General features: G+C 71.1%; 9 protein-coding genes. All 9 read left to right on the top strand.

The features are described 5' to 3' along the window. Positions 1-4,134: non-ribosomal peptide synthetase (locus LDL48_RS42730; protein WP_225260929.1), on the top strand; the 4,134-nt coding region annotated here is incomplete at its 5' end. Beyond that, positions 4,131-4,943 (top strand): alpha/beta fold hydrolase, encoded by an 813-nt coding sequence (locus tag LDL48_RS42725; protein ID WP_225260928.1) that lies wholly within the window; start codon positions 4,131-4,133, stop codon positions 4,941-4,943. The genes LDL48_RS42730 and LDL48_RS42725, both read left to right, overlap by 4 nt. A 20-nt stretch (positions 4,944-4,963) precedes the next feature. Continuing rightward, positions 4,964-5,899, top strand: coding sequence for a TauD/TfdA family dioxygenase (locus tag LDL48_RS42720; RefSeq protein WP_225260927.1), 936 nt, complete (start codon positions 4,964-4,966; stop codon positions 5,897-5,899). 83 nt (positions 5,900-5,982) lie between these two features. Then, complete coding sequence (locus LDL48_RS42715; RefSeq protein ID WP_225260930.1) at positions 5,983-7,836, top strand: ABC transporter ATP-binding protein; 1,854 nt, start codon at positions 5,983-5,985, stop codon at positions 7,834-7,836. Further along, positions 7,833-8,861 carry an aminoglycoside phosphotransferase family protein gene (locus tag LDL48_RS42710; RefSeq protein ID WP_225260926.1) on the top strand — a complete coding sequence of 343 codons (1,029 nt, stop codon included), beginning with the start codon at positions 7,833-7,835 and terminating at the stop codon, positions 8,859-8,861. The genes LDL48_RS42715 and LDL48_RS42710 overlap by 4 nt, the downstream gene beginning before the upstream one ends. Before the next feature lie 37 nt (positions 8,862-8,898). Beyond that, positions 8,899-9,828 carry an ABC transporter ATP-binding protein gene (locus LDL48_RS42705; protein WP_225260925.1) on the top strand — a complete coding sequence of 310 codons (930 nt, stop codon included), beginning with the start codon at positions 8,899-8,901 and terminating at the stop codon, positions 9,826-9,828. Between the two features lie 69 nt (positions 9,829-9,897). Then, on the top strand, positions 9,898-10,692 hold the full coding sequence (locus tag LDL48_RS42700) for an ABC-2 transporter permease (protein ID WP_225260924.1): 795 nt from the start codon (positions 9,898-9,900) through the stop codon (positions 10,690-10,692). A 270-nt stretch (positions 10,693-10,962) separates the two neighbouring features. After that, positions 10,963-11,847, top strand: coding sequence for a tryptophan 2,3-dioxygenase (locus LDL48_RS42695; protein WP_225260923.1), 885 nt, complete (start codon positions 10,963-10,965; stop codon positions 11,845-11,847). 27 nt (positions 11,848-11,874) lie between these two features. Further along, positions 11,875-12,911, top strand: a 1,037-nt coding sequence (locus tag LDL48_RS42690; protein ID WP_225260922.1) for a condensation domain-containing protein, incomplete at its 3' end; no start/stop codon positions are given.

Below are 12,911 nucleotides of genomic sequence, written 5' to 3'. Positions count from 1 at the left end.
GTGCCGGCGGATCTGGTGGGGGTGCCGTCGATCGGGGCGCCGATCGACAACACCCAGGTGTATGTGCTGGATGCGGGGTTGCGGCCGGCGCCGGTGGGGGTGCCGGGTGAGTTGTACATCGCCGGTGCGGGCCTGGCCCGGGGGTATCTGGGTCGTGCGGGGTTGTCGGCGGAGCGGTTCGTGGCGGATCCGTTCGGTGTGGCGGGGTCGCGGATGTATCGCACCGGTGACGTGGTGCGGTGGGCGGCGGGTTCGGTGTTGGAGTTCGTGGGCCGTGCCGACGATCAGGTGAAGGTGCGGGGTTTCCGGATCGAGCTGGGTGAGATCGAGTCGGTGCTGGCGCGGGCCGAGGGTGTGGGCCGGGTCGTGGTGATCGTGCGGGAGGACCGGCCGGGGGACCGGCGTCTGGTGGCCTATGTGCAGTCGGCCGGTGTCGACCCGGCGGCGTTGCGGGCGGTGGCGGCGGCGGCGTTGCCGGAGTACATGGTGCCGTCGGCGTTCGTGCTGCTGGACAAGCTCCCGCAGACGGCGAACGGCAAGGTGGACCGGCGGGCGTTGCCGGCGCCGCAGTGGCAGGCGAGTGTGTCGCGGGCACCCCGGGACGCGCGGGAGGAGGTCCTGGCCGGGCTGTTCGCGCAGGTGCTGGGACTGCCCGAGGTCGGCGTCGACGACTCGTTCTTCGACCTCGGCGGCCACTCCCTGCTCGCCATCCGGCTGGCCAGCCGGGTCCGCTCGACGCTCGGCGTGGAACTCGCCATCCGGACCCTGTTCGACGCGCCCACGGTCGCGCAACTGGCCACCCGGCTGGCGTCCGCGACCGCGGCCCGCCCGCCGCTGGTGGCCCAGGAACGCCCCGACCGCCTGCCGCTGTCGTTCGCGCAGCAGCGGCTGTGGTTCCTCAGCCACCTGGAAGGGCCCAGCCCCACCTACAACATGCCGGTCGCGCTGCGCCTCAGCGGCCCGCTCGACCGCGCGGCCCTGCGGGCCGCCCTGCACGACGTGGTGACCCGGCACGAGAGCCTGCGGACCCGCTTCGGTCACGACGACGACGGCCCGTACCAGGTGATCGTGGCACCCGACGCGGTCGGCGACCTGCTCGACGTGCGGCCGGTGACCGAGGACCGCCTCCCGGCGGAACTCACCGCCGCCACCCGGCACGCGTTCGACCTGACCACCGACATCCCGTTCGCGGTACGGCTGTTCGCCCTGTCGCCGGAGGAGCACGTGCTGCTGGTGCTGGTGCACCACATCGCCTGCGACGGCTGGTCGATGGGGCCGCTGGCCGGCGACGTGAGCACCGCCTACACGGCCCGGCTGGCCGGCGCCGCCCCCAGCTGGGCACCACTGCCGGTCCAGTACGCCGACTACACCCTGTGGCAGCGCGCCGGACTGGGTTCCGAGACCGACCCGGACAGCGCCATCGCCGCGCAGTCCGAGTACTGGAAGTCGGCCCTGGCCGGGCTGCCCGACCAGCTCGAACTGCCGACCGACCGGCCGCGGCCACCGGTGGCCACCCACGAGGGTGCGCAGTTCCGGTTCACCGTCCCGGCCGGCCTCCACCGGCGGCTGCAGGACCTGGCCCGGCAGACCGACACCACGCTGTTCATGGTGTTCCAGGCCGGGCTCGCGGCGCTGCTCAGCCGGCTCGGCGCGGGCACCGACATCCCGATCGGCGCACCGGTCGCCGGGCGCACCGACGGGGCACTGGACGGGCTGGTCGGCTTCTTCGTCAACAACCTGGTGCTGCGCACCGACACGTCCGGCAACCCGACGTTCACGGACCTGCTCGCCCGGACCCGGGACGCCGACCTGGCGGCGTACTCGCACCAGGATCTTCCCTTCGAACGGCTGGTGGACCTGCTCAACCCGTCCCGCTCGATGGCCGTCCACCCGCTCTTCCAGGTGATGCTCGCCTTCCAGAACAACGACCAGCGGGAGGCGGCGGCCGCGCTGGACAGCCTGCCCGGCCTCACCGTGACCAGCGCCGAGGTACGGCAGTCGGTGGCCAAGTTCGACCTGCTGGTCGGCGTGCAGGACCGGCGCGGCCCGGACGGCGCGCCGGCCGGCATGCACGGCTCGGTGGAGTACCGCGTCGACCTGTTCGACGAGCCCACCGTGGCCGGTCTCACCCACCGGCTGCTGTGGCTGCTCGAGGCGATGGCCGACGACCCGTCGGCCCGGATCGGCGCGGTGGACCTGCTCACCCCGGAGGAACGCCGGCAGCTGATCGTCGAGGTGAACCGGACCGGGGCACCGGCCGGCGAGGACGTGCTGGCGCTCTTCGAACGGCAGGCGAGCCGCGCGCCCGGCGCGGTCGCGGTCACCTTCCAGGACCGCGAGCTGACCTACCGGGACCTCAACGCCCGGGCCAACCAGCTGGCCCGGCACCTGGCCGGAGCCGGCATCGGGGCGGAACAGTTCGTCGCCGTGGCGCTGCCCCGGTCGGAGCACCTGGTGGTGGCCATGCTGGCCGTGCTGAAGACCGGCGCCGGCTACCTGCCGGTGAACCCGGACCACCCGGCGGACCGGCTGGCGTACATGCTGGAACACACCGCGCCCGCGGCGGTGCTCACCGCCACCGGTGCGCTTCCGGCCGGCCTGCCGGTCCACCGCGAGGTGCGGCTCGACGACCCGGAGACGGCGGCGCGGCTGGCCGCCGGTCCGTCCGGGAACCTGACGGACGCCGACCGGGTCGCGCCGGCCCGCGGCGAACACCCCGCCTACGTGATCTACACGTCGGGCTCCACCGGCATCCCCAAGGGGGTGGTGGTGCCCCGGTCCGCGCTGGCCAACTTCGTCGCCGGAATCCGCGGCCACTACGCCGCCGACCCGGACGACCGGATGTTCGCCGCCACCACGATCGGCTTCGACATGGCGGTGCCGGAGATCTACGTGCCGCTGACGTCCGGCGCCACCATCGTGCTCGCCACCGACGAGGTGCTGCGGGACCGGCCGGCGCTGTGGCGGTTCCTGGCCCACCACCGGGTCACCGTCATGCAGGCGACCCCGACGCTCTGGCACGCCCTGCTGGAGGACGGCGACGGCGCCGAGGTGCTGCGCACCGTCCGGGCCGTGGTCGGCGCGGAAGCCGTCAGCGAGGCGGTCGCCCGGTCGCTCGCCGCCGCGGCGCGGTCCGTCACCAACCTGTACGGGCCGACCGAGACCACCGTGTGGTCGACGGCGTCCGCGGTGCCGGCCGACCTGGCCGGTGTCCCGCCGATCGGGTCGCCGATCGCGAACACCCAGGTCTACGTGCTCGACGCCGCCCTGCAGCCGGTGCCGGCCGGCGTGGCCGGCGAGCTCTACATCGCCGGTGCCGGGCTGGCCCGCGGCTACCTGGGCCGCCCGGCGCTCACCGGTGAGCGGTTCGTGGCCGACCCGTTCGGGTCCGCCGGGGCCCGGATGTACCGCACCGGCGACATCGTGCGGTGGCGGGCCGGTGGGGCGCTGGAGTTCGTGGGCCGCGCCGACGACCAGGTCAAGGTGCGGGGCTTCCGGATCGAGCTGGGTGAGATCGAGGCGGTGCTCGCCACGGCGGAGGGCGTCGGCCGGGTCGTGGTGGTCGTCCGGGAGGACCGGCCGGGCGACCGGCGTCTGGTCGCCTACGTGCAGTCGGGTGCCGGTGTCGATCCGGCGAAGCTGCGGGCGGTGGCGTCGGCCGCGCTGCCGGAGTACATGGTGCCGTCGGCGTTCGTGGTGCTGGAGCAGCTGCCGCTGACCCCGAACGGCAAGGTGGACCGGCGGGCGCTGCCGGCGCCGCACTGGCAGGCCACCGTGTCCCGGGCGCCGCGGGGTGCCCGGGAGGAGACCCTGGCCGGGTTGTTCGCGCAGGTGCTGGGACTGCCCGAGGTCGGGGTGGAGGACTCGTTCTTCGACCTCGGCGGCGACAGCATCATGTCGATCCAGCTGGTGTCCCGGGCCCGCCGCGCCGGACTGGCGATCAGCGCCCGCGATGTGTTCACCCACCGGTCCGTCGCCGGCCTCGCGACCGTCGTGGCGGAACCGGTCGCCGAACCCGACGCGGTACCGGTCGGCGGGCTGATCGCCCTGGAACCCGACGACCTGGCGGCGCTGCAGCGGCAGCTCGGCACGTCGGTCACCGCAGAGCCGCACGGAAAGGACACCAACCGATGACGGTCATCCCGCTCAACGGCATCCGCTTCAGCTACGACGATCTCGGCCGGGGCGAACCCGTCGTGATGGTGATGGGCAGCGGCGGGCGCGGCCGGGCCTGGCAGCTCTACCAGACGCCGGCGCTCACCGCGGCCGGCTACCGGTCGATCACCGTGGACAACCGCGGCATCCCGCCGACCGACCTGTGCGCCGACGGGTTCACCATCGACGACATGGTGGGCGACCTGATCGCCCTGGTCGACCACCTGGGACTCGGCCCGTGCCGGTTCGTCGGCACCTCGATGGGCGCGCAGGTGGTGCAGGAACTCGCCGTGGCCCGGCCCGACCTGGTCACCCAGGCGGTCCTGATGGCCACCCGCGGCCGCGGCGACCGGCTGCGCCGGGCGCTGTCGCTCGCCGAGATCGAGCTGCACGACAGCGGGGTCGCCGTGCCGGCGAGCTACCGGGCGGTGGTCCAGGCGATGCAGAACCTCTCGCCGCGGACGCTGGACGACGACGAGAAGATCCGGGACTGGCTGGAACTGCTCGAACTCAGCACGGCCTCGGGCCCCGGGGTACGCGCCCAGCTGGGCATGGAGCCGTTTCCCGACCGGCTCGACGAGTACCGGCGGATCCAGGCGCCGTGCCTGGTCATCGGTTTCGAGGACGACCTGATCACACCGCCGCACCTGGGCCGGGAACTGGCCGGCGCGATCCCCGGCGCGGCGTTCGAACTCATCCCCGGCTGCGGCCACTTCGGATACCTCGAGGACCACCAGGCCGTGAACAAAGCAATGCTCGCCTTCTTCGGTGAGCGGGACGCCAAGTGACACATCGAAGGGACACGGACATGAGCGACCACGCGACGTGGGTGCCGCACGAGATCTTCCAGCACGAGGTCGGCGCCCCGCCCAGCGCGGCCGGCCTGATCTCCTATCTGCGGGCCGAACCGGTCGACGACCTGCTGGTGGAGAAGAAGGCGCTGATCTTCCGGGGCTTCGGCGTCACCGAGGAGACGCTGCCCGAGGTGATGGACATCCTGCTGCCCCGGCGGCTCGCCTACGTGCACGGCAACTCGCCGCGGACCAAGGTCGGGAACAACATCTACACCTCGACCGAGTACCCGCCCGAGCTGACCATCTCCATGCACAACGAGCTGTCGTACTCGAACCAGTGGCCGTCGCGCCTGCTGTTCTTCTGCGCCAAGGCGCCGGAGAGCGGCGGCGCCACCCCGGTGGTGGACGGGGTGCGCTGGCTGGAGTCGCTCGACGACGACGTCCGCGCCGCCTTCGCCGGCGGGATCACCTACACCCAGAACCTGCACGACGGGTACGGGCTCGGCAAGAGCTGGCAGGACACGTTCGAGACGGACGACCGCGCTGAGGTCGAGGCCTTCCTCAAGGGCACCGGCGCGGACTTCCAGTGGAACGCGAACGGCATCCGGGTCAGCCTCACCCGGCCCGCCTTCACCCGCCACCCGGTCACCGGCGCGGAGGTGTGGTTCAACCAGGCCGACCAGTGGCACCCGGCGTCGTTGGGCGACGAGACCGCGGCGGAACTGGCCCGGCTGCTGCCCGAGGACGAACTGCCGCAGTCCGTCCGGTTCGCGAACGGCGACCCGATTCCCGCCGAGTACGTGCTCCAGGTCCGCGACCGCGGGATCGAGGCGGCGCAGGACTGCGACTGGCGCGAGGGCGACCTGATGCTGATCGACAACGTGCTGGTCGGGCACGGCCGCCGTTCGTTCACGGGCGCGCGCCGGATCCTCGTCGCGATGTCCGACTGACGCGCCGCACACGAGAGACGGGGGAACGGGTGTCACTGCTGGGTGACGTCGGCGCGCTGGGGCGCGAAATCAACGGCGACCGGATGCTGCGCTCGGAACGCAAACGCGACCAGGTGGCCGGCCGGAAGCTGCCACGGGGGGTGTGGCGCCGGGTGCTGAGCTACGCCTCGCCGTACCGGTGGCGGATCTCGCTCTTCACCGTCGCGGTGGTGCTGTCCGCCGCGATCGGGGTGGGCACACCGGTGGTGGCCGGGTGGATCATCAACACCATCACCGCGGGCCGGCCGGACGCCGGCCGTACGGTGATCTGGATGGCCTCGGCGGTCGCCGGCCTCGCGATCGTCGACGCGGCGCTGCAACTGGTGCAGCGCTGGCACGCCGCGCGGGTCGGCGAGGGCGTGACCCTGCGGCTGCGGACCGAACTGCACGAGCACATCCAGCGCCTGCCGCTGCAGTTCTTCAGCCGCACCAAGACCGGCGCGCTGGCCAGCCGGGTCAACACCGACGTGCTGGGCGCCCAGCGGGCCTTCAGCACCACGCTGTCCGGCCTGATCAGCAATCTGGTCCAGCTGCTCATCACCGCGGTGGTGATGGCCACCCTGTCCTGGCAGATCGCCCTGCTGTCGCTGGTGCTGCTGCCCGCGCTGCTGTTGCCGGCCAAGTGGATGGGCCGCCGCCTCGCCGTGATCACCCGGGAGGGCTTCCAGCTCAACGCCCGGATGTCCACCGCGACCATCGAGCGGTTCGGGGTGGCCGGCGCCCTGCTGGTCAAGCTGTTCGGCCGGCCGGAGGTGGAACAGGCACGCTTCCGCACCGACGCCGAGCGGGTCCACGACATCGGCATCCTGCAGGCCATGTACTCCCGCTCGTTCTTCGTGGCCATGCTGCTGGTGGCGTCGCTGGCGCAGGCGCTGACCTACGGCCTCGGCGGCTGGCTGGCGGTCAACGGCACGGTCAGCGCCGGCACCGTGGTGTCGCTGGCCCTGCTGATCACCCGCCTGTACGGCCCGCTCACCGCGCTGTCCAACATCCGGGTCGACGTGATGAGCGCGGTGGTGTCGTTCGAGCGGGTGTTCGACATCCTCGACCTGCCGCCGGCCATCGTCGAACGGCCCGGTGCCAAGCCGCTGCCCGCGGACGCCCGGTCGATCGAGTTCGACTCCGTGGAGTTCCGGTATCCCACCGCCGCGGAGGTGTCGCTGGCCGCGCTCGAGGACGTGGCGGTCCTGGACGACGCGGCGTCCGAGCCGGTGCTGCGGGGCATCTCGTGCACGGTCGGGCCCGGGCAGATGATCGCCGTGGTCGGCGCGTCCGGTGCGGGCAAGTCGACGCTGGGCATGCTGGTGTCCCGGATCTACGACGTGACCGGCGGCGCCATCCGGGTCGGCGGGGTGGACGTCCGGGACGTGACCGCGCAGTCCCTGCGGGACGCCATCGGCGTGGTCACCCAGGACGCGCACCTGTTCCACGAGACCATCCTGGACAACCTGCGGTACGCCCGCCCGGGCGCCACCGAGGAGGAGATCTGGACCGCGCTCGACATGGCCCAGGTGGGTGACACGGTCCGGGCCCTGCCGGCCCGGCTGGACACCGTGGTCGGCGACCGCGGATACCGGCTGTCCGGCGGGGAACGGCAGCGGATCGCCATCGCCCGGCTGCTGCTGAAGGCGCCGCCGATCGTCATCCTGGACGAGGCCACCGCGCATCTGGACTCCGGCTCCGAGGCGGCCGTCCAGAAGGCGCTGGCGACCGCGCTGGAGGGGCGTACCTCGCTGGTCATCGCGCACCGGCTGTCCACCATCCGGCACGCCGACGTGATCGTCGTGCTGGAGGAGGGCCGGATCGTCGAGCGGGGCCGGCACGACGAGCTGATGGCGGCCGGCGGCGCGTACGCCAAGCTGTGCCTCACCCAGCTCGTCGAGCGGAGTGCGGAATGAGGCACCGGGTCGTCGTGCCGGAACGCCTGGCCGGCCGGGTCACGGCCGCGTTCGGCGACGCCGGGCGGCGGTGGCTGGCCGAGGTGCCGGAGCTCGCGCTGGCGGTCGCCGGTCGCTGGGCGCTGCGGCTGGGCGAGCCCTACCCGGACGGCACGCACGCGCTGGTGCTGCCGGTGGAACGCGCGGACGGGAGCCCGGCGGTACTCAAGCTGCCGCTGCGCGACGGCGAGAACGACACCGAGGCGTACGCGCTGCGGGCCTACGACGGCGACGGCGCGGTGCGGCTGTACCAGCACGACCCGGCCACCGGCGCGATGCTGATCGAGCGCGCGGAGCCCGGCGACCCGCTGCTCACCCATCCGGACCCGGCGGCCGCGTTCGGCATCGCCTGCGGTCTGGTGCTGCGGCTGCGCCGGCCGGCCCCCGCCGGGGTCGCGTTCCCGTCGGTCCGGACCCTGCTGGCCGGGTGGGTGGCCGGCTGGACCGCGCTGGCCGTCGCCCGGCCGGCCGGTGACGGGCCGGACCGGGCCGCGCCGCTCGCCGAGGCGCTGCGGGTGGCCCGCCGCCGGCTGCGCCGGTACCGCGACACCGGTCTGCTGATCAACCGGGACACCCATCTGCGCAACATCGTCGCGGCCGGGCGGGAACCGTGGCTGGTGATCGATCCGAAGCCGGTGGTGGGTCCACCCGGGTACGAGACCGGACTGCCGGTGCTGCTGATGCTCGGCGCGGAACCCACGGTGGAGACGGCCGGGGCGGTGATCACCCGGGTCGCCGGCGGGCTGCGGCACGACCCGGCGGAGGTACGCGACTGGGCCCTGCTGCGGGCCGTGGAGAACATGACCTGGCACCGCGGCGGGACCAGTGCGCACACGGGGTTCCAGGCGGTCTCGGCGCGCCAGGCGGACGTCCTCCTGCGGGCGGCGGCGGGTGGCCCGGAGCCGGCCGCGGCCCGCGACACACGACGAAAGTTAGAGACGGCCGGCGCCGAACGACAGAAGAGCCGGCCGGGCCCCGACCAATAGCGTTAGCCGCAGTAGACAGTGAGGTGCGGAGGTAGAGATGATCGCGATTCGCGGCTTGACGAAGCGTTACGCCGACAAGGTCGCCGTCGACAACATCTCGATTGAGGTGGCGGCGGGTAAGGTCACGGGCTTTCTCGGACCCAACGGTGCGGGCAAGTCCACCACGATGCGGGTCATCATGGGGCTGGACCACCCGACGGCCGGCGAGGCGACGATAAGCGGGAAGCCATACGCCACGTTGCGGTGGCCGATGCGTGAGGTGGGTGCGCTGCTCGACGCGAAGGGTGTGCACCCGGGCCGGAGCGGCCGGGACCACCTGCTGTCTATGGCCTACAGCAACGGGATCCCGGCGAAGCGGGTCGACCAGGTGCTCGAGGAGGTCGGCCTCGCGAAGGTCGCCAAGAAGCGGGCCCGCGGCTACTCGCTCGGCATGAGCCAGCGGCTCGGCATCGCCGGAGCCCTGCTCGGCGACCCCCAGGTTCTGCTCTTCGACGAACCGGTCAACGGACTCGACACCGAGGGCGTACGGTGGGTCCGCGAGATGATGCGGCGACTGGCATCCGAGGGCCGCACGGTCTTCGTGTCCAGCCACCTGATGAGCGAGATGCAGCAGACCGCGGACCAACTCGTCATCATCGGTAAGGGTAAGGTCATCATGGACGCGCCGATGGCCGAGGTCATCGCTCGCGGATCCCGCAACGCGGTGATCGTCCGCAGCCCGCAGACCCAGGGGCTGGACAAGCTGGCGCAGGCCCTCGAGAGCGACGCGGCGGTGATCGAGCGGGTCTCCCCGCACGAGCTGCACGTCGTCAACGGCGACGTCGAGGTTGTCGGCCAGCGAGCTTCGGAACTCGGTGTCCAGCTGCACGAGCTGGCGCTGCGGCAGTCCTCCCTGGAGGACGCGTACCTGGAGTTGACCGCCGAGAGCGTCGAGTACATCAGCGCCGGGCGCCAGAGCAAGGCTTAGAGAAAGTTCGAGAGGAGAACCCAGCTGATGAACACACACTCCACAACGGAGGTTGCTCAGTCGGGCGACGTGATCACGCGGGAGTCGGCTGCGGGTGCGGAGCGCGGCGGGGGTCTGTGGGGCGCGATCCGGTTCGAGTGGGTAAAACTGTGGTCGGTCCGATCCACCTGGTGGTGCCTGGCCACCGGCGTGGTCCTGATGGTGCTGTGGGCCGGGGTGGTCGGCTATGACTACTCCTACGAGGACACCGCACACCCGGCGCCGACCGATCCGTTTCCGGTAGGCGACACGACGATCCAGGCGGCCCAGCTCGCCCAGTTCGCCATCATGGCGCTGGCGATGCTCGTGATCACCGCCGAGTACGCCTCGGGCAGCATCCGCGCGACGCTGCAGTGCGTGCCGTCCCGCGGCCGGATGCTGGCATCGAAGGCCATCCTGGTCGGCATCGTCACCTTCGTCTACGGCCTCATCCTGGCCGGCGCGGGCACCATCTCCGGCGGCATCATGCTCAAGGACCTCGCCGAGGTCGAGTCCTCGGAGCTGTTCCGGCAGATCCCGTCCGTCGCCGCGTACCTGGCCATGGTCGGCATGTTCACGCTCGGGGTCGGCTTCATCCTGCGGAGCGCGGTCGGCACGCTGAGCATCTCGTTCCTGCTCCTGGTGGTCCTGCCGCTGATCATCCGGGGGATCGGCGTGGACTTCATCCAGACCATCGCGGACTTCCTGCCCGGAAGCGCCGGAACGTACCTCCTGGACGGCGGCGGGGACCGCTACGGGGCCGGCGTCGCCGCCCTCATTCTCGGCGCCTGGACGGTCGCCGCTCTCGGGTTCGGATATTCCGTTCTCAAGAAGCGCGACGCCTGATACCACTATTGGAAATCCCCCCGGCCTGTTCCGGCGGTGGTCCGTGCTTGCGCGGACGGCCGCCGGAACATGGCCGTCTTTGCGTTTTACAGAAATGCACGTCCGGTTGGGCTTCCATTAACCTTGACCGATAGCTCTGCGGTGTGGAACACTTCTCCCCAAGTCGCTGTGTGAACCGGATTCCGCGGTGTGCAAGATCATCAGTCTGTGCTGACCCGATCCGTGCATGGCTTTCACGCTGACTTAACGGGGGAATTCTTGAGTAACTCGATGGGTGCTGCACGCGCGCCGATCCACCCTTTAACCGAAGGTGACCGGGAGGACCGCTACAAGAAATCGGGCGGTCAGCCGTTGCTGGAATTCGGTGACGCGCCGAATCCGTATGCCGATTACGTCGGCACGCCGATGCTGCTGGCGTTGCAGAACCCGCGGACCGACGCGGCCGGCGAGCCGTCCTTCCTGGTCATGACGCAGATCATGGAACTGCTGTTCAAGCTGGTGTACACGGAGGCCAGGCGCGCCCGGGACTACCTGGAGAGCGACCAGCTGAACGAGGCGCTCTGGGTGCTGCGCCGCACCCACAAGATCATGAACGTGCTGGCCGGCACGTGGGACGTGCTGGCCGCGCTGAGCCCCGCCGAGTACAACGAGTTCCGCGACGAGCTGGGCGAGGGTTCCGGCTTCCAGTCTCCGATGTACCGGCAGCTCGAGTTCATCCTCGGCAACAAGCACCGTTCGTTGCTGAAGCCGCACCAGGGTGAGCAGGCGGCGCACCGGAAACTGTCGCAGACGCTCGCCGAGCCCAGCATCTACGATGCCGCCGTGCGGCTTCTCCGCCGCCGCGAGTTCCCCATTCCGGAACACTGCGTCGAGCGGGACTGGACCGAGCCGCGGGATGCCGACGATGAAATCATCCAGGCCTGGCGCATGATTTACGGCGACCCCGCCCGATATCACGAATTGCATTCTCTGGCGGAGTCCCTGGTGGATCTCGCGTACCTTTTCGGGCGTTGGCGCTTTTCCCACCTGCTCACCGTCGAGCGCATTATCGGTGGCCGGGTCGGCACCGGTGGCACCAGTGGTGTCGGGTGGCTGCGCAAAGCCGCCGATCACCGTTTCTTCGACGAGTTGTGGACTGTCCGGTCCGTGGGTTGACACGTCGGGTCTGAGGGGAGATCCGCAATGCAGCAGTCTGCCGTGGAAGAGCTTCTTCCGCTGTCACCTTTGCAGGAAGGCCTGCTCTTTCACGAGGTGAACCGCGAGGGCGAACACGACACCTACACGATGCAAACCGTCCTCGACCTGGCGGGTGCGCTCGACGACGAGCGGATGCGGGGTGCCGCACGTGCCCTGTTGGGTCGCCACGCCGTGTTGCGTTCCAGCTTCGTGCACGAAGGCATGCGCCAGCCGGTGCAGGTGGTGCACCGGAACCCGCCGCTGCGGTGGACCGACGCCGACCTGCGTCATCTGGACGGCGACGACCAGGACAAGGCGGTCGAGCAGACCCTGCTGGCGGAGCGGACCGCGCGGTTCGACCTGGGTGCGGCGCCGCTGATCCGGTTCCTGTTGATCCGGCTGGACACCGACCGGTACCGGTTCGTGATCACCAACCACCACATCATCCTGGACGGCTGGTCCATGCCCGTCCTGCTCCGTGAACTGTCGGCGTTGTATCTCGGCACCGATCCGGTGTCGGGTCTGCCGGTGGTGCGTGGTTACCGGGACTATCTGTCGTGGTTGGCGGGGCGGGACCGGGGTCAGGCGCGGGCGGCGTGGGGTGCGGCGCTGGCGGGTCTGCCGGGTGCGTCGCTGGTGGCGGGTGGGTCGGCCGGTGCGGTGGCGGTGGTGCCGGAGCAGGTGGAGTTTGCGCTGGACGCGGGGTTGGCGTCGGGTGTGTCGGCGTGTGCGCGTGAGTTGGGTGTCACGGTGAACACGGTGGTGCAGGTGGCGTGGGGTGTGGTGGTCGGGCGGTTGTTGGGTCGTTCGGATGTGGTGTTCGGTGTGACGGTGTCTGGTCGGCCCGCGGAGTTGTCCGGGGTGGAGCAGATGGTGGGGTTGTTCATCAATACGGTGCCGGTTCGGGTGCGGTGGCGTGCGGGTGAGTCGTTGCGGGATGTGGTGGCCCGGGTGCGTGCCGAGCAGGTGGGTCTGCTGGAGCATCACTATCTGGGTCTGGCGGAGATCCAGCAGCAGGCCGGCGTCGGCAACCTCTTCGACAC

The sequence above is a fragment of the Jidongwangia harbinensis genome, from assembly GCF_020216025.1.
GTDB classification, from domain to species: Bacteria; Actinomycetota; Actinomycetes; order Mycobacteriales; family Micromonosporaceae; genus Actinoplanes; species Actinoplanes harbinensis.
This window is presented reverse-complemented; position numbering and strand designations above follow the sequence as displayed.

Bases quoted from the DNA above. Each gene is read 5' to 3' on its own strand.
- LDL48_RS42705 (WP_225260925.1), top strand. From the start codon at position 8,899: ATGATCGCGATTCGCGGCTTGACGAAGCGTTACGCCGACAAGGTCGCC.
- LDL48_RS42720 (WP_225260927.1), top strand. From the start codon at position 4,964: ATGAGCGACCACGCGACGTGGGTGCCGCACGAGATCTTCCAGCACGAG.
- LDL48_RS42725 (WP_225260928.1), top strand. From the start codon at position 4,131: ATGACGGTCATCCCGCTCAACGGCATCCGCTTCAGCTACGACGATCTC.
- LDL48_RS42695 (WP_225260923.1), top strand. From the start codon at position 10,963: ATGGGTGCTGCACGCGCGCCGATCCACCCTTTAACCGAAGGTGACCGG.
- LDL48_RS42710 (WP_225260926.1), top strand. From the start codon at position 7,833: ATGAGGCACCGGGTCGTCGTGCCGGAACGCCTGGCCGGCCGGGTCACG.
- LDL48_RS42715 (WP_225260930.1), top strand. From the start codon at position 5,983: ATGCTGCGCTCGGAACGCAAACGCGACCAGGTGGCCGGCCGGAAGCTG.